This is a genomic window from Variovorax pasteuri, assembly GCF_051216435.1.
Taxonomy (GTDB): domain Bacteria; phylum Pseudomonadota; class Gammaproteobacteria; order Burkholderiales; family Burkholderiaceae_C; genus Variovorax.
The window spans coordinates 56,097-81,351 of sequence record NZ_JBPJZS010000003.1 but is presented as its reverse complement, the minus strand read 5'-3'; the positions used below and the strand labels follow the sequence as shown (position 1 = coordinate 81,351).

Annotated in this window: 22 protein-coding genes; 7 read left to right on the top strand and 15 right to left on the bottom strand. The window is 68.5% G+C overall.

Annotated elements, in window-relative coordinates; translation table 11 throughout:
* The first annotated feature begins 8 nt into the window (after positions 1-8).
* The 5 genes from ACSFBM_RS13840 to speB are packed head-to-tail and all read left to right on the top strand — an operon-like array spanning position 9 to position 5,269.
* Entirely contained in the window at positions 9-1,106 is a 1,098-nt protein-coding gene (locus tag ACSFBM_RS13840) for an ABC transporter ATP-binding protein (protein ID WP_435484861.1), read from the top strand.
* A gap of 52 nt (positions 1,107-1,158) precedes the next feature.
* The gene (locus ACSFBM_RS13835; RefSeq protein ID WP_435484860.1) at positions 1,159-2,187 is read left to right on the top strand and encodes an ABC transporter substrate-binding protein; all 1,029 of its coding nucleotides are present in this window, start codon (positions 1,159-1,161) and stop codon (positions 2,185-2,187) included.
* 18 nt (positions 2,188-2,205) lie between these two features.
* Positions 2,206-3,462 carry an ABC transporter permease gene (locus ACSFBM_RS13830; RefSeq protein WP_435436778.1) on the top strand — a complete coding sequence of 419 codons (1,257 nt, stop codon included), beginning with the start codon at positions 2,206-2,208 and terminating at the stop codon, positions 3,460-3,462.
* 21 nt (positions 3,463-3,483) lie between these two features.
* Positions 3,484-4,299, top strand: coding sequence for an ABC transporter permease (locus ACSFBM_RS13825; protein WP_435436777.1), 816 nt, complete (start codon positions 3,484-3,486; stop codon positions 4,297-4,299).
* 13 nt (positions 4,300-4,312) lie between these two features.
* Positions 4,313-5,269 carry an agmatinase gene (speB, locus tag ACSFBM_RS13820; protein WP_435484859.1) on the top strand — a complete coding sequence of 319 codons (957 nt, stop codon included), beginning with the start codon at positions 4,313-4,315 and terminating at the stop codon, positions 5,267-5,269.
* A gap of 61 nt (positions 5,270-5,330) precedes the next feature.
* Here the strand turns inward: speB and uvrA are convergent, their stop codons facing one another.
* Entirely contained in the window at positions 5,331-11,186 is a 5,856-nt protein-coding gene (gene uvrA, locus ACSFBM_RS13815) for an excinuclease ABC subunit UvrA (protein ID WP_435484858.1), read from the bottom strand.
* A 184-nt stretch (positions 11,187-11,370) separates the two neighbouring features.
* Between uvrA and ACSFBM_RS13810 the strand changes: the two genes are divergently transcribed.
* The gene (locus tag ACSFBM_RS13810; RefSeq protein WP_435484857.1) at positions 11,371-12,483 is read left to right on the top strand and encodes an ABC transporter substrate-binding protein; all 1,113 of its coding nucleotides are present in this window, start codon (positions 11,371-11,373) and stop codon (positions 12,481-12,483) included.
* 125 nt (positions 12,484-12,608) lie between these two features.
* Here the strand turns inward: ACSFBM_RS13810 and ACSFBM_RS13805 are convergent, their stop codons facing one another.
* The 13 genes from ACSFBM_RS13805 to ACSFBM_RS13745 all read right to left on the bottom strand — a co-directional run bounded on the left by ACSFBM_RS13805 (position 12,609) and on the right by ACSFBM_RS13745 (position 23,842).
* A complete protein-coding gene (locus ACSFBM_RS13805) occupies positions 12,609-12,758 on the bottom strand; it encodes a hypothetical protein (protein ID WP_435436773.1) in 150 nt (49 codons plus the stop codon).
* Between the two features lie 124 nt (positions 12,759-12,882).
* Positions 12,883-14,577: an MFS transporter gene (locus ACSFBM_RS13800; protein ID WP_435484856.1), complete on the bottom strand. Its 1,695-nt coding sequence runs from the start codon at positions 14,575-14,577 to the stop codon at positions 12,883-12,885.
* A 179-nt stretch (positions 14,578-14,756) separates the two neighbouring features.
* Positions 14,757-15,401 carry a 2-hydroxychromene-2-carboxylate isomerase gene (locus tag ACSFBM_RS13795; protein WP_435484855.1) on the bottom strand — a complete coding sequence of 215 codons (645 nt, stop codon included), beginning with the start codon at positions 15,399-15,401 and terminating at the stop codon, positions 14,757-14,759.
* Positions 15,398-15,682, bottom strand: coding sequence for a DUF1289 domain-containing protein (locus ACSFBM_RS13790; RefSeq protein WP_435484854.1), 285 nt, complete (start codon positions 15,680-15,682; stop codon positions 15,398-15,400). The genes ACSFBM_RS13795 and ACSFBM_RS13790 overlap by 4 nt, the downstream gene beginning before the upstream one ends.
* Complete coding sequence (locus ACSFBM_RS13785; RefSeq protein ID WP_435436769.1) at positions 15,679-16,167, bottom strand: YbaK/EbsC family protein; 489 nt, start codon at positions 16,165-16,167, stop codon at positions 15,679-15,681. The genes ACSFBM_RS13790 and ACSFBM_RS13785 overlap by 4 nt, the downstream gene beginning before the upstream one ends.
* Positions 16,168-16,180: 13 nt before the next feature.
* Entirely contained in the window at positions 16,181-16,828 is a 648-nt protein-coding gene (locus ACSFBM_RS13780) for a LysE family transporter (RefSeq protein WP_435484853.1), read from the bottom strand.
* Between the two features lie 3 nt (positions 16,829-16,831).
* Positions 16,832-17,752 (bottom strand): hydroxymethylglutaryl-CoA lyase, encoded by a 921-nt coding sequence (locus tag ACSFBM_RS13775; protein WP_435484852.1) that lies wholly within the window; start codon positions 17,750-17,752, stop codon positions 16,832-16,834.
* A 109-nt stretch (positions 17,753-17,861) separates the two neighbouring features.
* The gene (locus tag ACSFBM_RS13770; protein ID WP_435484851.1) at positions 17,862-19,031 is read right to left on the bottom strand and encodes an acyl-CoA dehydrogenase family protein; all 1,170 of its coding nucleotides are present in this window, start codon (positions 19,029-19,031) and stop codon (positions 17,862-17,864) included.
* Positions 19,028-20,251 (bottom strand): CaiB/BaiF CoA transferase family protein, encoded by a 1,224-nt coding sequence (locus ACSFBM_RS13765; RefSeq protein WP_435484850.1) that lies wholly within the window; start codon positions 20,249-20,251, stop codon positions 19,028-19,030. Before ACSFBM_RS13765 ends, ACSFBM_RS13770 begins: the two co-directional genes overlap by 4 nt.
* A gap of 303 nt (positions 20,252-20,554) precedes the next feature.
* Positions 20,555-21,571 (bottom strand): Bug family tripartite tricarboxylate transporter substrate binding protein, encoded by a 1,017-nt coding sequence (locus ACSFBM_RS13760; protein ID WP_435436764.1) that lies wholly within the window; start codon positions 21,569-21,571, stop codon positions 20,555-20,557.
* Between the two features lie 69 nt (positions 21,572-21,640).
* Positions 21,641-22,060 (bottom strand): cupin domain-containing protein, encoded by a 420-nt coding sequence (locus ACSFBM_RS13755; RefSeq protein WP_435484849.1) that lies wholly within the window; start codon positions 22,058-22,060, stop codon positions 21,641-21,643.
* Positions 22,057-22,806, bottom strand: coding sequence for an IclR family transcriptional regulator (locus tag ACSFBM_RS13750; protein ID WP_435484848.1), 750 nt, complete (start codon positions 22,804-22,806; stop codon positions 22,057-22,059). The genes ACSFBM_RS13755 and ACSFBM_RS13750 overlap by 4 nt, the downstream gene beginning before the upstream one ends.
* Positions 22,807-22,921: 115 nt before the next feature.
* Positions 22,922-23,842: a 2-hydroxyacid dehydrogenase gene (locus tag ACSFBM_RS13745; protein WP_435484847.1), complete on the bottom strand. Its 921-nt coding sequence runs from the start codon at positions 23,840-23,842 to the stop codon at positions 22,922-22,924.
* 92 nt (positions 23,843-23,934) lie between these two features.
* On the opposite strand from ACSFBM_RS13745, the gene ACSFBM_RS13740 reads away from it, so the two are divergent.
* Entirely contained in the window at positions 23,935-24,249 is a 315-nt protein-coding gene (locus tag ACSFBM_RS13740; protein ID WP_435484846.1) for an EthD family reductase, read from the top strand.
* Between the two features lie 48 nt (positions 24,250-24,297).
* On the opposite strand, the gene ACSFBM_RS13735 is transcribed toward ACSFBM_RS13740, so the two are convergent.
* A complete protein-coding gene (locus ACSFBM_RS13735; protein ID WP_435484845.1) occupies positions 24,298-25,254 on the bottom strand; it encodes a DUF4349 domain-containing protein in 957 nt (318 codons plus the stop codon).
* Between the last annotated feature and the right edge of the window lies 1 nt (position 25,255).

Genomic DNA, 25,255 nt, shown 5'->3' with positions numbered 1-25,255 from the left:
CATCCTCCATGACAGCAGAACCCTTGGTGCGCTTCCAGCGCGTCCAGAAAACCTATGACGGCGAACAGCTGGTGGTGCGCCAGCTTGACCTGGACATTCACCGTGGCGAGTTCCTGAGCCTGCTCGGGCCTTCAGGATCGGGCAAGACCACCACGCTGATGATGCTGGCGGGCTTCGAGTCGCCGACCTCGGGCGAGATCCTGCTCGACGGCAAGCAGATCACCGGCGTGCCGCCGCACAAACGCAACTTCGGCATGGTGTTCCAGAACTACGCGCTGTTTCCACACCTGAGCGTGGGGCAGAACGTGGCCTATCCGCTGACGGTGCGCAAGGTGCCGAAGGACGAGCAGCAGCGCCGCGTGCAGCGCGCGCTCGACATGGTCCAGTTGCGCGGCATGACCGAACGCCTGCCCGGCCAGCTCTCGGGCGGCCAGCAGCAGCGCGTGGCACTGGCGCGCGCGCTGGTGTTCGAACCGCAGCTCGTGCTGATGGACGAGCCGCTCGGCGCGCTGGACAAGCAGTTGCGCGAGCACATGCAGATCGAGCTCAAGGACCTGCACCGCCAGCTGGGCGTGACCTTCGTCTACGTCACGCACGACCAGGGCGAAGCGCTCACCATGAGCGACCGCGTCGCGGTGTTCAACGAAGGCGTGATCCAGCAGCTGGACACGGTCGACCGCCTGTACGAGACGCCGTCCAACCGATTCGTTGCCGGCTTCGTCGGCGACAACACGGTGTTCAAGGGCCGACTGAGCCGCGGCGGCGAGCGCGCCGAGATGACGCTGGCCGACGGCCGCGTGCTGCACGGGCTCAACGTCAGCGGGGCGGCCGCGGGCGCGGCCGTCGAGGCGTGCATCCGCCCCGAGCGGGTGGTGCTGCACCGCAGTGCGACCGCGCAGCAGGGCGCCAACATGCTCGCTGCCGAGGTGGCGCGCGTCATCTACTTCGGCGACCACCTGCGGCTTCTGTGCAGCATGGGCGACGGCCAGGCCGAAGCCACCGTGAAGCTGCCGCTGGACAGCCTGGACGGTGCCGCCGCGCCGCAGGCGGGCGAAGGGGTGGTGCTCGAATTTCCGATGGCGCATGCGCGCATCTATGCCCCCTGAATCCAGTCTGTTGCTCCCTCGTTTCCTTTCATTACCCAGGAAGACTTCCATCATGAAAAAGACCCTCCTCGCCTGCACCGTCGCCGCCGGCTTCGCGCTGCCGGCCCTCGCCCAGCAGCAGCTCACCGTGGTCAACTTCGGCGGTGCCAACGCCAACGCACAGAAGAAGGCCTACTACGAGCCCTACGAGAAGGCCGGCACCAAGATCATTCCGGTCGAATACAACGGCGAGCAGGCCAAGATCAAGGCCATGGTCGAGACCAAGAAGGTCACCTGGGACGTGGTGGAGGTCGAATCGCCCGACGCGGCGCGCGGCTGCGACGAGGGCCTGTTCGAGAAGCTCGACTACTCGAAGATCGGCAGCAAGGCCGACTTCCTGCCGGCCGCGGTCACCGACTGCGGCGTCGGCCTGTTCGTGTGGTCGACCGTGATGGCCTACAACGGCGAGAAGCTCAAGACCGCTCCCGCCAGCTGGGCCGACTTCTGGGACGTGAAGAAGATCCCCGGCAAGCGCGGCATGCGCAAGGGCGCGCGCTACAACCTCGAGTTCGCGCTCATGGCCGACGGCGTGAAGCCGGCGGACGTCTACAAGGTGCTCGCCACCAAGGACGGTGCCGACCGCGCCTTCAAGAAGCTCACCGAACTCAAGCCGAACATCCAGTGGTGGGAGGCCGGCGCGCAGCCGCCGCAGTTCCTGGTGGCCGGCGACGTGGTGCTGACCACCGTGTACAACGGCCGCATCGACGCGGCCAACCGCGAAGGCCGCGACCTCAAGATCTTCTGGCCGGGCGGCATCTACGACCTCGACTACCTGGTGATTCCGAAGGGCGCGCCGAACAAGGAAGCCTCGCTGAAATACATCCAGTTCGCCATGCAGCCGGCCAATCAGGCGGTGTATGCCCAGAACATCGCCTACGGCCCCACCAACACCAAGGCGCTGGCCTCGCTCAGCAGCAAGGTGCTGGCCGACCTGCCGACCTCGGCCAGCAACGCCAAGGACGCGCTGCAGTTCAGCGTCGGCTTCTGGGCCGACCAGGGCGAAGCGCTCGAGAAGCGCTTCGCGTCCTGGGCCACGCAGTAAGCGGACAGGCAAGAGGCCATGCACGCGGCAACGTCTGCTCCCCTGGGTTCCACCGAGGCGCCACCCGGCGAGCTCCGGCGTGCGCTGGCGCGCGCCGACGCCCGCCGCAAGTGGCGCGCCTTCGCGCTCACGGTGCCGCTGCTGGTGTTCCTGCTGCTCACGCTGCTGGTGCCCATCGTGGCGCTGCTGCAGCGCGCGGTGGAAAACCCCGAAGTGGCCAATGCGCTGCCGCGCACCGTGCGCGCACTCGACGGATGGAACCGCAAGGAGGCGCCCGCGCCCGCGGCCTATGCCGCCATCGCGGCCGACCTGGGCCAGCTGCCCGACAGCTCCGACGCCGGCGCGCTGGCGCGCCGCCTCAACACCGAAATCGCAGGCGCCCGTTCGCTCGTGATGGGCACCTTTCGCGCGCTGCCGATCGCGGGCACGCCCGAAGAGGTCAAGGCGCGCATGCTGGAGATCGATGCACGCTGGGGTGAGCCGCCGTTCTGGCAGGCCATCGCCAAGAACGGCTCGCGCTGGACGCCAGACTACCTGCTCGCCTCGGTCGACCTGCGGCGCGACGTGGCCGGCGACGTGGAGCGCATGCCCGCCGACCAGCGCGCCTTTGCCAACATCCTGCTGCGCACCTTCCAGATCAGCGCCGTGGTCACCTTCTTCTGCCTGCTGCTGGCCTATCCGCTGGCCTGGTGGCTGTCGACGCTGCCGGCGCGCAAGGCCAACGTGCTGATGATCCTGGTGCTGGTGCCGTTCTGGACGTCCATCCTGGTACGCGTGGCAGCGTGGATCGTGCTGCTGCAATCCGAGGGGCTGGTCAACCGCGGCCTGATGGGCATCGGCCTGACCGACCATCCGCTGGCGCTGCTGTTCAACCGCACCGGCGTGATCATCGCGATGGTGCACATCCTGTTGCCCTTCATGATCCTGCCGCTCTACAGCGTGATGAAGAGCGTGCCGCCCACTTATCTGCGCGCGGCCGTGTCGCTGGGCAGCTCGCCGCTGGCGGCCTTCTTCCGGGTGTATGTGCCGCAGACCTATCCGGGCATCGGCGCGGGGGCGCTGCTGGTGTTCATCCTGGCCATCGGCTACTACGTGACGCCTGCGCTGCTGGGCGGTGCGGACGACCAGATGCTCAGCTACTACATCGCGCGCTACACCAACGTGGAAATCAACTGGGGCATGGCCTGCGCGCTGGGCGCCGTGCTGCTGGTGGCCACGCTGGTGCTGTATGCCGTGTACCGGCGCATCGGCAAGGCCGAGCTGAGCCTTGGTTGAACCGCACGAAAGACAAGCAAGATGAAGCTTCCCCAATTCCCGGCCTACGCCACCTTTGCCGACAAGCTCGGCTGGTGGGCGGTTCGTGTGGGCTGCGTCGCGGTGCTGGCCTTTCTGCTGGCGCCCATCCTGGTGGTGATTCCGCTGTCCTTCTCCGACAGTTCGTTCCTGGCCTACCCGATTCCCGGCTGGTCGCTGCGGTGGTATCGCAACCTCTTCGAATCGCCCGAGTGGGCGCGCGCGGCGCGCAACAGCTTCATCGTCGCGCCGGCCGCCACGGTGCTGGCCACGGTGCTGGGCACGCTGGCGGCGGTGGGCCTGTCGCGCACGAGCTTCGCCTTCAAGGGCCTGCTCATGAGCGTGCTGATCTCGCCGATGGTGGTGCCGATCGTGGTGGTGGGCGTTGCCACCTATCTCTACTTCGCACCGCTCGGGCTGGCCGACACCTACTTCGGGCTGATCGTGGTGCATGCCGCGCTGGGCGCGCCCTTCGTGCTGACCACCGTGCTCGCCACGCTGGCCGGCTTCAACCAGAACCTGGTGCGCGCGTCGCTGAGCCTGGGAGAGACACCGTTCCGGACCTTCATGCGCATCACGCTGCCGGTGATTGCACCGGGCGTGATCTCGGGCGCGCTGTTCGCGTTCGCCACCTCGTTCGACGAGGTGGTGGTCACGCTGTTCCTCGCGGGACCGGACCAGGTCACGCTGCCGCGCCAGATGTTCACCGGCATCCGCGAGAACATCTCGCCCACCATCGCCGCCGTGGCAACGCTCCTGATCGTCTTCACCACCGCGCTGCTGCTTGCGCTGGAATGGCTTCGCGGCCGGCGGCGCTGACCCCCCATACAGCATGCACACACCCGTCCCGAACCAGCCGCTCGGCGGCAACACGATGCCGCGCTTTGCCGGCCCCGGCACGATGATGCGACTCCCGGCGGCAACGTCCCCGCACGGGCTGGACGCGGCGTTCATCGGCGTGCCGCTGGACATCGGCACGTCCAACCGGCCGGGAGCGCGCTTCGGGCCGCGCCAGATCCGCGCCGAGTCGGCACTGCTGCGGCCCTACAACATGGCCACAGGCGCGGCGCCTTTCGACCGGCTGAACGTGGCCGACCTGGGCGACGTGCCGATCAACACCTATTCGCTCGAAAAGTCGATTGACATCATCTCGGCCTTCTACGACACGGTGCTGGCCGCGGGCTGCGCGCCGCTGACCCTCGGCGGCGACCACACCATCGCGCTGCCGATCCTGCGCGCGGTGGCGCGCAGGCATGGCCCGGTCGCGCTGGTGCATGTGGATGCGCATGCGGACGTGAACGACGACATGTTCGGCGAGCGCATCGCCCACGGCACGCCGTTCCGGCGCGCGGTCGAAGAGGGCCTGCTGGCCTGCGACAAGGTCTGGCAGATCGGGCTGCGCGGCACCGGCTATGCGGCGGACGATTTCGACTGGCCACGCGAACAGGGCTTTACCGTGGTGCAGGCGCACGAGGTCTGGTACCAGTCGCTGGCGCCGCTGATGGCCCAAGTGCGCGAGCGCATAGGACCGACGCATCCGGTGTACATCAGCTTCGACATCGACGGCATCGATCCCTCGTTCGCCGGCGGTACGGGCACGCCCGAGATCGGCGGGCTCACCGTGCCTCAAGCGCTGGAGATCGTGCGCGGCTGCCGCGGCCTGAACGTGGTGGGCGCCGACCTGGTGGAGGTCAGCCCCCCCTACGACACGAGCGGAAACACCGCACTGCTCGGCGCCAACCTGCTCTACGAAATGCTCTGCGTGCTCCCCGGGGTGCCTTTCCGCTGAGACCGGCGGCGCACGCCCTGCCTGCGCCGCCGGTCTCAGCGGGAGCGCCGGGGCCCGAGGCTCACCTTGCCAGTACCGGCTTGAGCGCCACGCCCGTGTGCGTCCCCAGGCGCACCACCTCCTCCGGCGGCGCCGCCGCGACGATGCGCCCGCCGGCGTTGCCGCCGTCGGGCCCCAGGTCGATGACCCAGTCGGCCTCGGCGATCACGTCGAGGTCGTGCTCGATCACCACCACGCTGTGGCCGCCGTTCACCAGCCGGTGCAGCACGTGGATCAGCTTCTCGACGTCGGCCATGTGCAGGCCCACGGTCGGCTCGTCGAGCACGTACAGCGTGTGCGGCGCCTTCTGGCCGCGGCGGGTGATGTCGTCGCGCACCTTGCTGAGCTCGGTCACCAGCTTGATGCGCTGCGCCTCACCGCCCGACAGCGTGGGCGAGGGCTGCCCCAGCGTGAGGTAGCCGAGCCCCACGTCCTTCAGCAGCTGCAGCGGGTGGGCGATGTTGGGCATGCTCGCGAAGAACTCGACGGCCTCGTCGACCTCCATCTTCAGCACGTCGCCGATGCTCTTGCCGCGCCAGCTCACGGCCAGCGTCTCGGGGTTGAAGCGCGCGCCGTGGCACACCTCGCAGGGCACCTTCACGTCGGGCAGGAAGCTCATCTCGATGGTGCGCACGCCCGCGCCTTCGCAGCCCGGGCAGCGGCCTTCGCCGGTGTTGAAGCTGAAGCGCGCCGGGCCGTAGCCGCGCGCCTTGGCCTCGAGCGTGTCGGCGAAGAGCTTGCGGATGGTGTCCCAGAAGCCGATGTACGTGGCCGGGCAGCTGCGCGGCGTCTTGCCGATGGGCGTCTGGTCGACCTCGAGCACGCGGTCGATGACCTCGTACCCGTCGACGCTGCTGCAGCCGGCCCAGGCCGGGCGCTTGCCGGCGGCGTCCGCGTCGCGGCCCGCCTTGGTCATGCGCTGGATGACCACGGCCTGCACGTTGGCCAGCAGCACGTCGCGCGCGAGCGTCGACTTGCCCGAGCCGCTCACGCCGGTGACCACCACCAGGCGGTGCAGCGGCAGCGTGGCGGTCACGTCCTGCAGGTTGTGCAGGTCGGCGCCGTGCACGGTGAGCCATTCGCCGTTGTGCTCGGCCTTGGGGTCGGGCGCGGGCACCAGGCGGCGCGCCTGCAGCGGATGCCGGATGGCATCGCGCAGGTAGCGCCCGGTCTGCGAATCGGCGGCGTTCTGGATGTCCGCCACCGAGCCTTCGGCCACCAGCCGGCCACCGCGCTTGCCCGCGCTCGGGCCGATGTCGATGATGTGGTCGGCGCGGCGGATGGTGTCTTCGTCGTGCTCCACCACCACCAGCGTGTTGCCCTTTTCGCCCAGCTTGTGCAGCGCGTTCAGCAGGATCTGGTTGTCGCGCGCATGCAGGCCGATGGTCGGCTCGTCGAGCACGTAGCACACGCCCTGCAGGTTGCTGCCGAGCTGCGCCGCCAGGCGGATGCGCTGCGCCTCGCCGCCGCTGAGCGTGGGCGCGCCACGGTCGAGCGTCAGATAGCCCAGGCCCACTTCCTCGAGGAACTCGAGCCGGCTCTTGATTTCCGGCACCAGGTCGCGCGCGATCTCGGCTTCACGGCCCGAGAGCGACAGCCCTTCGAACCACTGGCGCACCTCGGTCACGCTCATGCGCGCGAGCTGGGTGATGCCGATGCCACTCAGGCCGTCGGCCGGCGATGCGCCGAAACTCACGGCGCGTGCCGTGGCGTTCAGCCGCGTGCCCTGGCAGGTCGGGCAGGCGGTGTCGGCCAGGTCCTCGATCTCGGGTTCGGCGAAGGTCTGTTCGCGGCCCTTGCTGTCGTCGTCGCGCACGGAGTCGTCGAACACCTTGCGCTGGTCCTTGCTGAGCTTCACGCCCGTGCCCACGCAGTCGGGGCACCAGCCGTGCTTGCTGTTGTAGCTGAACAGGCGCGGGTCGAGTTCGGCGTAGCTGGTGCTGCACACCGGACAGGCGCGCAGCGTGGAGAACACCTGCACGCGGCCGATGCCCACCGCGGACACGCCGGCCATCATGGCGGCGCGCAGGCCGTCCAGGTCGCTCAGCACGTGCACCACGCCCTTGCCGTGTTCGAGCGCCTTGGTCAGCGCCTCGCGCAGCTCGGTTTCCTTCGAGGGCAGCACGTCGAGGCTGGCCACCGGCAGCTCGATGCTGTGCTCCTTGAAGCGGTCGATGCGCGGGAAGCCCGTGGTCGGCAGAAAGTCGCCGTCCACACGCAGGTGGGTGAAGCCGCGCGGGCGCGCCCAGTCGGCCAGCTCGGTGTACACGCCCTTGCGGTTGCTCACCAGCGGCGCGAGCAGGCCGATGTGCTGGCCCTTGAAGTTGCGCATCAGCTGCGCGGCAATGCTGTCGGGGTTTTGCGGCTGCACGGCCGCGCCGTCGTGGATGCAATGCTGGATGCCCAGCTTCACGTACAGCAGGCGCAGGAAGTGCCACACCTCGGTGGTGGTGCCCACCGTGCTCTTGCGGCCGCCGCGCGACAGCCGCTGCTCGATGGCCACGGTCGGCGGAATGCCGTACACCGCGTCCACCTCGGGCCGGCCGGCCGGCTGCACGATGCTGCGCGCATAGGCGTTGAGAGATTCGAGGTAGCGGCGCTGCCCCTCGTTGAACAGGATGTCGAAGGCCAGCGTCGACTTGCCCGAGCCGCTCACGCCCGTCACCACGCTGAACTTGCCGCGCGGAATGTCCACGCTGAGGTTCTTCAGGTTGTGCTCGCGCGCGTTGACGATCTCGATGGCGTTGGCGCCCGGCGCCGTCTTGGCGTTGGCGATGTAGCGGCGCGCGGCGCGTTCGGCCACCTTGTAGGCGTCGGGGCCGATGGCCAGCTCGTAGTCGGCCAGCGCGGCGCCGGTGAGCGAGGCGCGGTTCTCGCGCATCTGCTCGGGCGTGCCTTCGGCCACCACCTGCCCGCCGCCCTCGCCGCCTTCGGGGCCCAGGTCGATCAGCCAGTCGCTGGCGCGGATCACGTCGAGGTTGTGCTCGATGACGATCAGCGAATGCCCCGCGTCCAGCAGCTTGCGCAGCGCGCGCATGAGGCGCGCGATGTCGTCGAAGTGCAGGCCGGTGGTCGGTTCGTCGAACAAGAACAGCGTGCCCTTGCGCGCCAGCAGCTGCTTGCTCGACGTGGCGTTCTTCGCCGCCTCGGCCAGGAAGCCGGCGAGCTTCAGGCGCTGCGCCTCGCCGCCGGAGAGCGTGGGCACGGGCTGGCCCAGCTTCACATAGTCGAGCCCCACGTCGGAGATGGGCTGCAGCACGCGCAGCACGTCGCGGTCGGCGTCGAACACCGTGGCGGCTTCGGCCACGGTGAGGTCGAGCACGTCGGCCACGTTGTAGGTCTTGCCCTTGCGCTCCACGCGCACTTCGAGGATCTCGGGGCGGTAGCGCTTGCCGTCGCAGTCGGGGCAGCGCAGGTACACGTCCGACAAAAACTGCATCTCCACGTGCTCGAAGCCCGAGCCGCCGCAGGTCGGGCAGCGCCCGTCGCCGGAGTTGAAGCTGAACTTGCTGGCGGTGTAGCCGCGCTGGCGCGACAAGGCCGCAGTGGCGAAGATTTCGCGGATCGCGTCCCACGCGCCCACGTAGCTCGCGGGGTTGGAGCGCGCGGTCTTGCCGATGGGCGACTGGTCGACGAACACCACGTCGCCGAGGTGGTCGGCGCCCAGCAGGCGGTCGTGCGCGCCGGGCGTTTCGGTGGCCTTGCCGAAGTGGCGCATCAGCGCGGGCGCCAGCACGTCCTGAATGAGCGTGGACTTGCCCGAGCCGCTGACGCCGGTGACGCACACCAGCCGCGCCAGCGGAAACTCGACCGTGACGTTCTTCAGGTTGTGCTCGCGCGCGCCTTCCAGGATGAGCCGGTGCGTGTTCTCGCTCACGAGCCGCTTGAAGCCCATGCCGATCTTCTTGCGCCCGCCCAGGTACTGGCCGGTGAGCGTGTCGGCGTCGCGCAGCTGGTCGGTGGTGCCGTCGAACACGATCTGCCCGCCGCGGATGCCCGGGCCCGGGCCCATGTCGATCACGCGGTCGGCCGCGAGCATGACGGCTGGGTCGTGCTCGACCACCACCAGCGTGTTGCCCGCATCGCGCAGGCGCAGCATGGCCTCGGTGATGCGGTTCATGTCGCGCGGATGCAGGCCGATGCTGGGCTCGTCGAGCACGAACAGCGTGTTGACCAGCGAGGTGCCGAGCGCCGTCGTGAGGTTGATGCGCTGCACCTCGCCGCCGCTCAGCGTGCGGCTTTGACGGTCCAGCGTGAGGTAGCCGATGCCGACGTCGTGCAGGTAGCGCAGGCGGGTGGTGATTTCTTCGAACAGCAGCTTCAGCGCCTGGGCCTCGCCCTGTCTTGCTCCTTCCCCCGCTGGGGGAAGGTTGGGATGGGGGCTCTCGGCCTCCACCACCGCCACAGCCTTCGTGGAGGCCGCCTGCCCCCACCCCTGCCCTCCCCCAGAGGGGGAGGGAGCCATTGCCCGACCCATGCGGTCGAAGAACCTCCGCAACCGCTCGATCGGCAACAGCATCAGGTCATGCAGGCACAACCCCGGCAGCGCCTCCAGCTGCGCACGCGTCCACTTCGCGCCGGTCGGCATGAAACGCTTCTCGGGCGGCAGCACCGCGTCCGCGTCTTCCTTGCTGCCGATGCGCCAGATCAGGCTGTCGAGCTTCAGGCGCGCCCCGCTGCAGGTCGGGCACGGCGTGTAGCTGCGGTACTTCGACAGCAGCACGCGGATGTGCATCTTGTAGGCCTTGCTCTCCAGGTAGCCGAAGAAGCGCCGCACGCCGTACCACTGCTTGTTCCAGTTGCCTTCCTTGTAGTTGGGCGTGCCTTCGATCACCCAGTGCTTCTGCTCCTCGGTGAGCTTGTTCCACGGCGTGTCGCGCGGAATGCCGGCGGCCTCGGCGTGGCGCATGAGGTCGTCCTGCGCTTCTTTCCACGCGGGCGTCTGGATGGTCTTGATGGCGCCCGCGCGCAGCGTGAGCTTGTCGTTCGGAATCACCAGGCCCAGGTCGACGCCGATGACGCGGCCGAAGCCGCGGCAGGTGTCGCAGGCGCCCACGGCCGAATTGAACGAGAACATCGACGGGATCGGGTCGGCGTAGCGGATGTCGCTCTCGGGGCAGTGCAGGCCGGTCGAAAATTTCCACACGTCGGTGGGAGCGTTCTCCTCAGCGCCCGTGGCATGCACGGTGACACGCCCGCTGCCGCGCTTGAGCGCCACCTCGATGGCCTCGACCACGCGCGCGCGCTCGGCGCTGGACACGCGAAAGCGGTCGGCCACCACGTCGAGCACCTTGCGCGGCCCGGTGGGCGTGGCCACCTCGCGCTCGGCCTGCACGCGCGTGAAGCCGCTGGCCGACAGCCATTGCGTCACCTCGTCGGCCGTGGTGCTCGCGGGCAATTCGACCGGAAAGGTGACCACCAGCCGCGGGTCGCCCGCCGCCGCGGCGCGCTCGACGATCTGCGCATAGATGCTGTCGGGCGAGTCGTGCCGCACAGGCAGCGCCGTCTCGCGGTCGAACAGGTTGGCCGCGCGTGCGAACAGCAGCTTCAGGTGGTCGTTGAGCTCCGTCATCGTGCCGACGGTGGAGCGCGAGGAGCGCACCGGGTTGGTCTGGTCGATGGCGATGGCGGGCGGCACGCCCTCCACCTTGTCGACCGCCGGCTTGTCCATGCGGTCCAGGAACTGGCGCGCATAGGCGGAGAAGGTCTCCACATAGCGCCGCTGGCCTTCGGCATAGAGGGTGTCGAACACCAGGCTCGACTTGCCCGAGCCGCTGGGGCCGGTCACCACGGTCATCTCGCCGGTGCGGATGTCGAGGTCGAGGTTCTGGAGATTGTGCTGGCGCGCGCCGCGAATCCGGATGGAGCCCTGTGTCATGAATGCCTTGGGGGGTGGGGCAAACATTCTAGGGAGAGAGCCGTGACCGGCTTGTGCACTGCGTCACAAGGTTGGCCGTTTCGCAGGGGTTTCTCCGAATGGCGCGCAAGACACTTTAAGAAACAAATACGACGTTTCTTTGCATCTCTTAGCAACTGTTCGTGTATTCCTTCGAAAGCCCCTCATGACAAAGACGCGCACGCTTTGCGCCGCTGCCCTGCTGGCATTGACGGCACTGAGCGCCTCGGCCCAGATCCTGATCGGCCAGACCGCCGGCATGACCGGCTCGGTGGCCGCGAGCGTGAACGAGACCATCGGCGGCGCGCAGTTGATCATCGACGCGGTCAACGCCCAGGGCGGCATCCACGGCGAGAAGATCGAGGTGATCCGCATGGACGACGCCTTCGACGTGAAGCGCGCCGGCGAGAACGCACGCGCGCTCATCGAGGACAAGAAGGTGCTCGCGCTCTTCATGAGCCGCGGCACGCCGCATTCGCAAGCCATCATTCCGTGGCTCGACAAGTACGACGTGGCGCTCATCGGCCCTTCCACCGGCGCCATGGTGCTGCACAAGCCGCTGCAGAGGCAGGTGTTCAACGTGCGCGCCACCTACCAGCGCGAGGCCGAGAAGGCGGTGCAGCACCTGCTGACCATCGGCCTCACGCGCATCGCGGTGGTGTACGTCACCGACTCCTTCGGCACCGACGCGCTCGAAGGCGCGATGACCGGCTTCACCAAGGGCAAGGCCAAGCCGACGGTGACCATTCCGGCCGACCGCGAGAAGCCGGACTACAAGGCCATCGTGCCGGCCATCCAGGAGGCCAATGCACAGGCGGTGGTGTGGATCGGCTCGGGCGTCGCGGTGGTCGACGGCATCAAGGCGCTGCGCGCGGCGGGCTCGGCGGCGCAGGTGGTCACGCTGTCGAACAACGCCTCGTCGGGCTTCATCAAGCAACTGGGCGAAGCGAGCAAGGGCGTGATCGTGACGCAGGTGTTCCCCAGCGAGCGCGCCGCGGGCCAGCCGATGGTGAAGGAGGCCTTGGCACTGGCGCAGGCCAAGGGCCAGGCCGAACTGTCGCCGGCCGCGCTGGAAGGCTTTGCATCGGCCAAGGTGCTGGTCGAGGCGCTGCGCCGCGCCGGCCCCAAGGCCACGCGCGCAAAGATGGTCGCCGCGCTCGAAAGCATCAGGAACTTCGACCTGGGCGGCGGGCTGGACGTGAGCTACTCGCCGCAGGACCACAGCGGCATCGACTTCGCGGACCTGTCGATCATCAGCGACGGGCGTTTCAAGCGCTGAGCCCCGGCTGTCGAGCGCTGATGCAAACGGCCCGCCGGTACGCCCGGCGGGCCGTTTGCATTGGGGGCCTTCAGGCAAGGCCCGGCACGCCGGAGAACAAGCGCGCGTCCTCCTTGAAGACCGCCTTACTTCGGCGCCGCCGCAGGCGCTGGCTCGTGCGTGGCCGCATCGCCCCCATGCTTCTCGCCCGACATGTCGACCTTGTCACCGGCCTTCGAGATCACGTACAGGGCAAGGGCGGCAAAGATGACGAAGCCGACGACGATTTTCCACATGGGTGTTGTCTCCTGAGGGATGGTTGAACGAATTGAAAGGCTCAAGAAAAAGGCCTCATGCGCGTGGCATGAAGCCTCTTTGTGGAGCGGAGGGCCCGCGCCCTCCTCTTCAGCGCACGGTCGATCAGTCGTTCGCGTAGATGTCCACGTCCTTGGTCTCGCGGATGAACAGCGTGCCGATCACCAGCGTGATGCCCGCGATGATGATCGGGTACCACAGGCCGTTGTACATGTTGCCGGTGGAGGCCACGATGGCGAAGGCCGTGGTCGGCAGCAGGCCCCCGAACCAGCCGTTGCCGATGTGGTACGGCAGGCTCATCGAGGTGTAGCGGATGCGCGTGGGGAACATCTCGACCAGCATCGCTGCGATCGGGCCGTAGACCATCGTCACCAGCAGCACCAGCCAGAACAGCAGCAGCACGGTCAGCACCTTGTTGATCTTGGCGGGGTCGGCCTTGCTCGGGTAGCCCGCGATCTTCAGGTCTTCGGCCACACCCTTCTTGAAGGCGGCGATTTCCTTGGCGGAGTTCTCGTCGAACTTGAGGTTCACGACGTTGCCGACGGGCGCCTCGACCGTCTTGTCACCGATCTTCACGACCGCCTTCGAACCCGGCGCGCCGGCCACGTTCTCATAGCTCACCGAGTTCTGCACCAGGTAGCGCTTGGCGATGTCGCACGAGCTCTTGAAGTCGATCTCGCGGGCCACCGGGTTACCCTGGAACGAGCACGACGCCGGGTCGGCCGTCACCGTGACACCGGCCGTGGCCTGTGCACGGGCCAGGTCGGGGTTGGCGGCTTCGGTCAGCATCTTGAAGACCGGGAAGTAGGTGACCACGGCCAGCAGGCAGCCGGCCATGATGATCGGCTTGCGGCCGATCTTGTCGGACAGCGTCCCGAAGATCACGAAGAACGGCGTGCCCAGCAGCAGCGCGGCGGCAATCATCAGGTTGGCGGTGGTCGCATCGACCTTCAGCTGGGCCGTCAGGAAGAACAGCGCGTAGAACTGGCCCGAGTACCAGACCACCGCCTGGCCGGCCGTGAGACCGACCAGCGCAAGAATGACGATCTTCAGGTTCTTCCACTCGCCGAAGGACTCGGCCAGGGGTGCCTTCGAGGTCTTGCCCTCGGCCTTCATCTTCTGGAAGGCGGGCGATTCGCTCAGTGTCAGGCGGATCCACACCGAGATGCCCAGCAGCAGGATCGACACCAGGAACGGAATGCGCCAGCCCCAGTCGTTGAACACCGCTTCGCCCAGGCCTTCGCGCACGCCCAGGATGACCAGCAGGCTCAGGAACAGGCCGAGCGTGGCCGTGGTCTGGATCCACGAGGTGTAGGCGCCGCGCTTGCCGTGCGGCGAGTGCTCGGCCACGTAGGTGGCGGCACCGCCGTACTCGCCGCCGAGCGCCAGGCCCTGCAGCATGCGCAACGCGATCAGGATCACCGGCGCCGCGACGCCGATGGTCGCGTAGCTGGGCAGCAGGCCGACGATGAAGGTCGACAGGCCCATGATCAGGATCGTCACCAGGAAGGTGTACTTGCGCCCGATCATGTCGCCCAGGCGGCCGAACACGATGGCGCCGAACGGACGCACCAGGAAGCCCGCGGCGAACGCCAGCAGCGCGAAGATGAAGGCCGCGCCCGCATCCAGGCCGCTGAAGAACTGCTTGGCGATGATCGCGGCCAGCGAACCGTAGAGGTAGAAGTCGTACCACTCGAACACGGTGCCGAGCGAGGAGGCGAAGATGACTTTCTTCTCCTCCGCGGACATGGGCCGGGGTGCCGGATGCGGCACTCCCCGGGAATCTAGTGTGGCTGCCATGGGTCGTCTCCTGTGTGTATGCGTTCATGCGGCGCCCGGGTTCCGGGGCCGTGAGGCATTCTTGGAGGCGCGACTGACCCGAGCCTTTCGCGAAACTGAACCGACGCTTACGAATTAGGGTGAAACCCGCGCAACGCGTTTCAGCCTGTAAGAAATCGAAACCCTGCGCGGGTTTGTACTCAGCCCTTGCTGCTGCGCAGCAAGGAGGGGCGCTGGTCGGCGGCAGTCCACGCCGGGCCGTCGAACCACGCATCGCCCGAGAGGTAGGCGCGCAGCATTGCCAGCCCGTCGAAACCCCAGAACAGCTTGCCATCGACCACATAGGCCGGCGTACCGAACACACCGAGCTGCAGCGCCTCGTCGGTGTTGCGCTTGAGCAGGGCCTTGCTCTCGTCGCTGCCGGCTTCGCGTTTGGGATTGAGTTGCGCCGCCAGTGCGGCCAGCCGGGTGGCATCGCCCGCTTCTTCGCCGCCGCGCCACACATGGCGAAAGACGGTCTCGGCCACCAGGCGGCTGACGGTGCCGTCGTCGCTGGTCGACAGCGCCAGCCGCAGGTGCGCCAGCGGGTTGTAAGGATGCGAGGCCGGCATCTCGATCGCAATGCCGTGCGTGTGGCCCAGCCAGAGCACGTGGCGGTAGGTCCAGCTGCGCTTGGACGGAATCTCCGCCGGGCCCAGTTGCCCGTGCTGCTTGAGCAGCGCGCCCAGCAGCACCGGCTTGTAGGCCACGCTGTAGCTCAGGCCCTGAAGCGCCTCGGGCAGGTGCTCGAACGCGAGGTGCGCGTAGGGCGAGATGAAGTCGAGATAGAAGTCGATGTGCTTCATGCGTGGGTGTCTCCTGTGTCGCCTGAGTGGGCCGCATCGGCCGTCGAACGCCAGATGCCGGCCCTGGCCCGCAGCTCGATGGCGCGCCACACATGGCGCCGCGTTTCGTCTTCCATCTTGCTCCAGCCCGCGATCTCGGGAATGGTGCGCAGGCAGCCTTCGCACAAGCCGCTGAGCTTGTCCATGCGGCACACCGACGTGCAGGGCGAAGGCACCGCATCGGCCGTGCCACGCACGGCCACAGCACGTTCGGCCAGGGTCTCCGCGTCGCCGAAGTTCACACCACGTCCGCCACCGGCGCGCCGGTGAGGGTCTCGAGGTCTTGCGGGCGCAGCTGGAACACCGCGTGCGGATGGCCCGCGGCGGCCCAGATCTCTTCGAAGCGGAACAGCTCGCGGTCGATCAGCACCACGGGCTTGGTCACATGCCCCACCGGCGACACGCCGCCGATGGTGAAGCCCGTGCGCGCCTTCACGAACTCGGCATCGGCGCGGCCGGTCTTGCCGACCAGCGCATCGACCTTCTTCTCGTCCACGCGCTTGTCGCCCGAGGTGATGACCAGCACGGCCGCCTCGTCGCTCTTGCGGCGGAAGATGATGCTCTTGGCGATCTGCCCGACGGCAATGCCGAGCGCGTCGGCGGCCTGCTGCGCGGTGCGGCAGGCGTCGTCGAGCATGCGTGGGGAATGGGGGTGTCCGGCGTCCTGCAGCACGCGGGCCACGCGCTGGACGCCTTCAGGGAGGGAATGGAGTTCGGAGCCGCACATCGCATCGAATCTATCAGGCGCTGCGCTTGAACAGGAACAGGAACGCGCCCATCGCCATCAGCACGCCGCCGAAGACGCGGTTCTGCGCGCGCCGGGCGCGCACGCTGCGCAGCACGCCTTGCAGCCGCGCGGCCAGCCAGGCATAGCCGTGCATCACGGTCACGTCGACCATCACCGTCGTGGCCAGCAGCACCAGCAGCTGCAGCCACAACGGCCGCGTCGGCTGGATGAACTGGGGCAGCACGGCGGCCATGAACACGATGCCCTTGGGGTTGGTCACGTTGGTCAGGAAGCCGCGCAGCACGCGCTGCGCCGCCGTGAGGTCGGGCTCGCGCACGGACACCGGTGCGCCGCCGTCCGCTTGCGCAGCGGCCGCGACGGGCGCCCGCCATTGCCGCCAGCCCAGCCACAGCAGGTAGCAGGCGCCGACCACCTTGATGACGGTGAACGCGGTGGCCGAGGCGGTGAGCACCGCGCCCACGCCCAGGCCGGCCACCAGCAGGACCACGGCCAGCCCCAGCTGCAGGCCGACGATGGTCGCCGTGGTGCGCCGCACGCCGTAGCTGAGCCCGTGGCTCATGCTGAGCACCGCGCCCGAACCGGGCGATACCGCAATGACGCAACTGGCCACCAGGAACGCAAGCCAGACATTCAGGTCCATGCTTCAACCGGCCCGCTTGGTGCGGATCGCCTTCGACGCGCGCGAGTTCGGTTCGCGGCCCAGCGCCTCGCTGATGTACACGCCCGCGTCGATCAGCTTGTCGAGGTCGATGCCGGTCTCGATGCCCATGCCCTGCAGCATGTAGACCACGTCTTCGGTTGCCACGTTGCCCGTCGCGCCCTTGGCGTAGGGGCAGCCGCCGAGGCCGGCCGAGGACGACTGGAAGTTCCACACGCCCAGCTCGAGCGCCGCCAGCGTGTTGACCAGCGCCTGCCCGTAGGTGTCGTGAAAGTGGCCGGAAATGGCGTCGACCTCGAAGTGCGCCAGCGTGGCCTCCATCGCCCCGCGCACCTTGTGCGGCGTGCCCACGCCGATGGTGTCGGCCACGTCCACGCGCTGCACGCCGATGCCCTTCATCAACTGCGCGAGGTAGCCGACCTTGGCCGGCGCGATCTCGCCTTCATAGGGGCAGCCCACGGTGCACGACATGGCACCGCGCACACGAATGCCCTTCTCGCGCGCCGCGGCCACCACGGGCGCGAAGCGCTCGATGCTCTCGGCAATCGAGCAGTTGATGTTCTTCTGGCTGAAGGCTTCGCTGGCGGCGCCGAACACCACGATCTCGTCGGGCCACTCTTCGCGCGGCGCGGCGATGGCGGCCTCGAAGCCCTTCATGTTGGGCGTGAGCACCGAGTAGAGAACGCCTGGCTTGCGCTGGATGCCGTGCATCACCTGGGCGTTGTCCGCCATCTGCGGCACCCACTTGGGGGAGACGAAGCTGGTGACCTCGATTTCCTTCAGGCCCGCGTCCTGCAGGCGGTGCACGAGGCCGATCTTGACTTCGGCGGAGACGGGTTGCTTTTCGTTCTGCAGGCCGTCGCGCGGGCCGACGTCGACGATCTTGACTTGGGTGGGGAGCTTCATGGCTGTTGTCTCTTGGCTGGTGGAAACGGCAGGAGCACGATTGTCCCCTCCCCGCAGGCCCCATGCGCTGGCCGGGGCTTCGGCCATGGCGGTGTCCGGGCCAACTGGGTCAGTACGACCTGGGCAGCCCCAGCGCCTTCTCGGCGATGAAGTTCAGGATCATCTGCGGGCTCACCGGCGCAATGCGCGGTATGTAGCTCTCGCGCAGCAGCCGCTCCACGTGGTATTCCTTTGCATAGCCCATGCCGCCCAGCGTGAGCACGGCGTTCTGGCAGGCGTCGTGCGCCGCCTCGGCCGCCAGGTACTTGGCGGCGTTGGCCTCGATGCCGCAGGGCTCGCCCGCGTCGTACAGCGTGGCGGCCTTGAACACCATCAGGTCGGCCGCCTCCAGGTTGGCCCAGGCGCGCGCCAGCGGGTGCGCCACGCCCTGGTTCTGGCCGATGGGCCGGCCGAACACCACGCGCTCCTGCGCGTACTGCGAGGCGATGCGCAGCGCCGCGCGGCCGATGCCGATGGCTTCGGCCGCGATCAGGATGCGCTCGGGGTTCAGCCCGTGCAGGATGTATTCGAAGCCGCGCCCCTCCTCGCCGATGCGGTCTTCTTCAGGCACTTCGAGCCCGTCGATGAACAGCATGTTGGAGTCGACCGCCGCGCGGCCGAGCTTGTGGATCTCGCGCACCTCGACCTTGCCGCGGTCCAGCGGCGCGTAGAACAGCGTGAGCCCCTGCGTGGGCTTCTTCACCTGGTCCAGCGGCGTGGTGCGCGTGAGGATCAGCATGCGGTCGGCCACCTGCGCGGTCGATATCCAGATCTTGCGGCCGTGCAGCAGATAGCCGCCGCCGGGCTGGCGCACCGCCTGCGTCTTCAGGCTGGTGGTGTCCAGGCCCGCGTCGGGCTCGGTCACGGCGAAGCAGGCCTTCTCGGTGCCGGCGATCAGCGGCGGCAGGAAGCGCTGGCGCTGCGCCTCGCTGCCGAACACCACCACCGGGTTGAGCCCGAAGATGTTCATGTGCACCGACGACGCGCCCGACATGCCGGCGCCCGACGCACTGATGGCGCGCATCATCAGCGCCGCCTCGGTGATGCCGAGCCCCGCGCCGCCCTGCGCCTCGGGCATGGCGATGCCGAGCCAGCCGCTCTCGGCCACGGCGCGGTGGAACGCGTGCGGGAACACGGCGCGGTCGTCGTGGTCGCGCCAGTAGTCGGCGGGAAAGTCTTCGCACAGCCGTTCGATGGCCGCGACCAGCGAGCGCTGGTCTTCGTTCAGGGAGAAATTCATTCGCTGTCTTTCATTGGATCTGGCTGCAGCGTGACGCCGCGCGCGAGCATGCTTTCGATGGCCGCGTCGTCGTAGCCGGCTTCGCGCAGCAGCTCCACGCTCTGTTCGCCGATGCGCGGCGTGGGGCGGCGGATGGCCGTGGGCGTGGCGCTGTAGCGCCCGACCGGCGCAAGGGTGCGGATGCGGCCTTCGGTCGGGTGGTCGAACTCGGGAAAGAAATCGACCGCGCGCAGGTGCGGGTCGTCGAGCAGGCTCTCGGTGCTGTGCAGGCGCGCAACGGGGATGTCCGCGCCGGCCAGCGCGGCAAACCATGCGTCGCTGCTGCGCGTGGCCATCACCTCGGCCACGAACGCGTACACCGCGCCGATGTTCGCGGCGCGCGCGGTGTGCGTGCCGAACATCGGCGAGGCGCGCAGTTCGGGGCGGCCGATGACGTCGAAGAAGGACTGCCAGTGCTTGTCGTTGTAGATGAGCACGCTCAGGTAGCCGTCCGACGTGGCGTAGGGCTTGCGGTGCGGCGCGAGCAGGCGCGCGTAGCCGGTGGGGCCCAGCGGCGGCTCGAAGCTGTGGCCGCCGAGGTGGTCGCCCATGACGAACTGCGACAGCGCTTCGAACATGGGCACCTCCACGGCCTGGCCCTGGCCCGTGCGCTGCGCATGCAGCACGGCGGCAAGGAGGGCAATGGCGGCCTGCAGGCCCACGGCGCGGTCGGCCAGCGTGACGGGGGCGTAGCGCGGCTCGCCGCCGCTTTGCTGCGCGAACAGCGAGGCGATGCCTGCGGCGCCTTGGATCAAATCGTCGTACGCGGGCTTGCCGGCGTAGGGCCCTTCTTCGCCGTAGCCGAAGGCGCCAAGGTAGACGATCTTCGGGTTGACCGCGGCCACCGCGTCATAGCCCAGGCCCAGCCGTGCCATCGCCTGCGGCCGCGTGTTGTAGATCAGCGCATCGCATCCCGCCGCCAGCCGCAGGCAGGCCTCGCGGCCCTCGGGCTGCTTGAGGTCGAGCACGACGGAGCGCTTGTTGCGGTTGAGGTGCATCGCCATCGCGCCCATGCCGGCATGGCGCATCGGGCCGACCGCGCGCAGGTTGTCGCCGGCGGGCGGCTCGACCTTGACGATGTCGGCGCCGAGGTCGCCCAGCGTTTGCGTGGCGTAGGGGCCCATCACCACGGCCGTGAGGTCGAGGATGCGGATGCCTTGAAGAGGTCCGGCGGTGTTCATGTCTTGGTCTTCGCTCCTTCCCCCTCTGGGGGAAGGTTGGGATGGGGGCGAGCGGCGCCGGTGGAGGCCGTGCTTTTGCAACGGCCGCGTGCCCCCACCCCAGCCCTCCCCCGGAAGGGGAGGGAGAAATTCAAATTCGAGAGCCGATTCATGCGCGTCGGGTGCTCTGCGTATTGGCTCCTTCCCCCTCTGGGGGAAGGCTGGGATGGGGGCGGGCAGCGCTGGTGGAGGCGGTGCTTTTGCAAAGGCCCCTTGCCCCCACCCCCGCCCTCCCCCGGAAGGGGAGGGAGAAATTCAACGCGCTCATTCGGGTTGAATGCCCGCAGCCTGGATCAGCTTCTTCCACTTCGCCAGCTCCGACACCGTGAACGCTCCCAGCGCCTCCGGCGTGCTGCCGAACGCATCGAAGCCCAGCTTGGCCACCCGCTCGCGAAACGCCGTGCCGTTGGCCATGTCCGACAGCGCCTTGTTGAGCTGGCGCACGATGTCCTTCGGCGTGCCGGCCGGCGCGAACACGCCGTTCCACGACGTGATGTCGAAGCCCTTCAGTTCGGGCGTGTCGGCCAGCGGCGGCAGTTCGGGGAACAGCTTGGTGCGCTCCTGGGTGGTCACCGCGATCGCGCGCATCTTGCCGGCCTTCACCGTGGCCAGCCCCGCCGCCAGGTCGACCACCATCATCGACACCTGGCCGCCGATCAGGTCGGCGATGGCCGGCGGCGTGCTCTTGTACGGCACATGCAGCATCGGGATGCCGCTCATGCGCGACAGCGTGGCACCGCTCACGATGCCGGTGCTGTTGCCGCTCGCATAGGTCAGCTTGCCCGGGTTCGCGCGGCCCCAGGCCAGCAGCTCGGCCACGCTCTTCACCGGCAGGTCGTTGTTCACCACCAGCATGAACGGCAGGTTGCCCATGCGGCTCACGGGTGCGAAGTCTTTCACCGGGTCGTAGGGCAGCGACTTCATCAGGCTCGGGTTGGCCGAATGCGTGGTGTTGGTCGTCATGAACAGCGTGTAGCCGTCGGGCGGCGCCTTGGCCACCAGTTCGGCCGCGATCACGCCGTTGGCGCCCGCGCGGTTGTCCACGATGACCGAGCCCTTGAGCGCCTCGCCGAGCATCTGCCCGGTGATGCGCGCCACCGCATCGGTGCCGCTGCCGGCCGCGAAGGGCACGACGAGCTTGATCGGCAGCCTGGGGTAGCCGTCCTGCGCGAAGGCCCATGGCGCGGCGCCGGCAAGGCCTGCGGCCGCGCCGATGGAAATGAAACGGCGGCGGTTCGCCACCACGACCGTTTGCTCGGTCGCGTTCTTCGTCGTCTTCATGGGTGCTTGTCTCCGGGGTTGTTGTCGGTGCAAAGCCGCGCCTGCGAACCGGGTTCGAGGCGCTTCGGTTCAGGGCCGGATCACGCGCTCCGGCAGCTCCTCGTACGGCGGGCTGTAGATCACCAGCACGCGCACCGGCTCGTCGCTCACCACCGTGAAGGTGTGCATCGCGTCGGCCGGAAAAAAGCAGCTGTCGCCCGGGCCCAACTCCTGCCGCTGGCCGCCCACCTCGGCGACCGCGCGGCCTTCGAGCATGTAGCAGACCTGCTCGATGCCCGGGTGCGCATGCGGCAGCGCGCCCTTGCCCTTCTGGATGTGGCCGACCAGCACCTCGATCTGCTTCGCGCCCACCGTCTCGGGGCCGATCAGCCGCTTGTTCAGCGTGCCGGTGTGGTTGGCGGGGTGGTAGCCGGCGATCTCGTCCTCGCGGACGAAGTAGCGGGGCGCAGCGGCAGCGGCAGCGGCAGCGGCAGTCGGGGCGGGGGTCATCGGGGGCTTTCTGTCTTGGGTTCGATGGCGAGGCAGGCCGAGCGCAGCATCGCGGCGATCTCCTCGATGCGCGGCTCCACGCGGTAGCGCGGGCCGGCGACCGAAATGGCGTACGCCTCGCCGCCGATGCGCAGCGGCCAGGCCAGGCCGATCAGGTCGGGAATGCTTTCGCCGAGGTTGCCGTACCAGCCGCGCGCGGCGGCGCTTTGCAGCTCGGCCTCGATGGCCTCGGCGGTGGTGAGCGTGGCATCGGTCAACGGCGCGAGCGTCAGGCCGTCGAGCAGCTTGCGGCGCGCCTCGGGGACGAGCGTGGACAGCAGCGCGCGGCCCAGCGAATTGGCGTAGGCCGGGCGCGTCTCGCCCGATTCGGCGGAGTAGCGGATGGCCTGCGGCGCGCTCAGCACCTCCAGGTACACCACCTGGCCCGCGTCGCGAAACTTGCCGAACACCACGGTCTCGCGGGCGGCATCGCGCAGCTCTTCGAGCGTGGCCTTCACCCGGTCGAGCACCGGGTCGTGGGCGGCGATGACCTGCGCCATCGCCAGCAGCCGGCCCGTCGGGTAGTAGCCCTGGCGGCGGCCGGTCTCGTACATGTAGCCCTGCTCCTCGAGCGTGCGGATCAGGCCCAGGCAGCTGGACACCGGCATGTCGAGCAGGCGCGCCATCTCGGACAGCGCCAGCGGCTGTTTCTCTCGAGCGAAGAGCTCGACGATCTCGATCACGCGGAACGCAGTTTTCACAATCATGAAAAGATTTTCATGGATGTGAAAAACAAATGCCTCGGGGTTTCCCCTTCCCTTGGCCGTTCGCGCCGCGTTTCAGTGGCAAGCGCCGTGGGCTGGCGCTTGCGTGCGGTCGTCGTCAGTAGCCGCGCGTCGGATCGACCACGCCGTTCACCGGCAGGCCCTGCTCCATCGCGCGGATCTTCCCGGCGATCTGGCTGATCGATTCCTCGCGCAGCGTGCGCGCCGAGCCGTGCGGCGTCACGGTGATCTTGGGGTGGCGCCAGAAGGCGTGGTCGGCCGGCAGCGGCTCGACCTGGAACACGTCCAGCGTCGCGCCCGCGAGCTGGCCGGCGTCGAGCATCGGGATCAGGTCGTCCTCGACCAGGTGACCGCCGCGCGCGATGCTGATCAGGTAGCCCTCAGGCCGCAGCTTGCCCAGCGTGGTGCGGTTGAGGATGCCGCGCGTGGCCTCGGTCAGCGGCAGCAGGTTGATGAGCACGCGCGTGGACGACAGGAACTCGTCGAACTGCGCCTCGCCGCTGAACACCTGCACGCCGTCGATGTGCTTCGGCGAGCGGCTCCAGCCCAGCACCGGAAACTCGAACTGCGCGACCGCCTTTGCCACGCGCTCGCCGAGCACGCCCAGGCCCATGATGCCGACCGGGAAATCGCTGCGCAGCCGCGGCTTGCGGTAGCTCCACTTGCCTTCGCGCGCATCGGCCTCGTACACGTCGAACTCGCGGAAGTGGCGAATGAGCGTGTGGCACACGTACTCGGCCATCTGCACCGACATGCCGGCATCGTCGAGCCGCACGATGCGCGTGTGCGCAGGCACCTTGAGCTTGAGCAGTGCATCCACGCCCGCGCCGATGTTGAAGAGGCCGCGCAGCCCGGGCTGCTCGTCGAGAAACTGTTGCGGTGGCGCCCACACCACGGCATGGTCGGCCTGCGGCGCGCCGGGCTTCCAGGCCTCGATGACGGCGTCGGGGAGTTCGGCCTGCAGGCCTTGGATCCAGGGGTCTGGGCGGTTGTCGGTGAGGTAGACGGTGATTCGCATGGGGACGGATCTTAGTGAGGGCGCTGACGCCTCGCCCCTGGATGGCTATGCTCGAACGCCCGTCAACCGTCCGATCCCATCAGGAGACACCCATGATCAAAGTCAGCGTGATGTACCCCTACGCGGCCGATGCCCGCTTCGACCACGCGTACTACCGCGACAAGCACATGCCGCTGCTCAAGGCCCGCATGGGCGACGCCTGCCTGTCGTACACCATCGACAAGGGCCTGGGCGGCGGCGCACCGGGCTCGCCGCCCACCTACGTCGGCATGTGCCACGTGTTCAGCGAATCGGTCGAGGCCTTCCAGGCGGCGTTCGGGCCGCACGCGAAGGAGATCCAGGGCGACATCAAGAACTACACCGACATCGCGCCGGTGATGCAGATCAGCGAAGTGGTGGTGGGCTGACCACGCGCACGGCGCAGCCCGCTGCGTCGTGCTTCACCGACAGGCAGCTCAGGCCGCCCTGGCCTTGCGACGGCGCCACAGCACCCGCACCAGCCACCCCAGCGGCAGCACCACCAGCACCAGCCACGGCAACACCGCCGCCACGAAGGTGATCAGCGCGCCCACGCTTTCCGCCAGCACCGAGCCGGCATTGCGCAGCGCCTGGCCCATCGGGCTGTAGCCGTCGCCGCTGCCCACCAGCGCGCGCCGCGGCGTGAACTGGATCTGGATGTGCTGCTTGCTGGTCTGCTGCGCCAGCACCTTGCGCTGCGTGGCGATGGCGTCCAGCTCGGCCTGGGTGTCCGACAGCGTGCGCTGGATGGCCAGCAGGTCGGCCATGGTGCGCTTGGTGACGGTGTCGCGCAGCATGGTGCGCAGGCTGTCGCGGAACTCAGTGCGGTTCCTGATGCGGGCTTCGACGTCGATCACCTCGGCGGTCTTGTCCTCGCTGGTGGTGGTGTGCGAGACCACGTTCGCCACGCCCGCCAGGCCGCCGAGCAGCTTGTCGACGTCGGCCGGCTCCACGCGCACTTCGAGCATGGCGTTGCCGGGCTGCTGCGGCGTCTCGCGCAGCAGCGAGGACGACAGCAGCTCGCACTTCAGCGTGCCGCACAGGTCGCGCACCTTGCCCCAGGCGTCGGCGAGTTGCTCCGAAGGCACCTCCACGTTCAGCTCCTGCCGCACCGCCAGGAAACGCTGCAGCGGGGTGTCTTGCGACGCATCGGCTTCGGCGGACGCCGTGTCCGCCACGCGCGCGCGGCGCTGCTCCTTCATGGCCATGCCGCCGGCGATGCTGGGCGCGGCCTGCATGGGCGCGGCCGGCACGGGTGCGGCCAGCGCGGCCTCGTTGCTCTTGCGTTCGCAGCCCGCCAGCGACAACGCCGCCGCCAAGGCCACGAGGACGATGCCCGACCGCTGGCGGACAGACAAGAAAAGCGGCGAACCGGAAAGCGTGCGAGAGGTCATT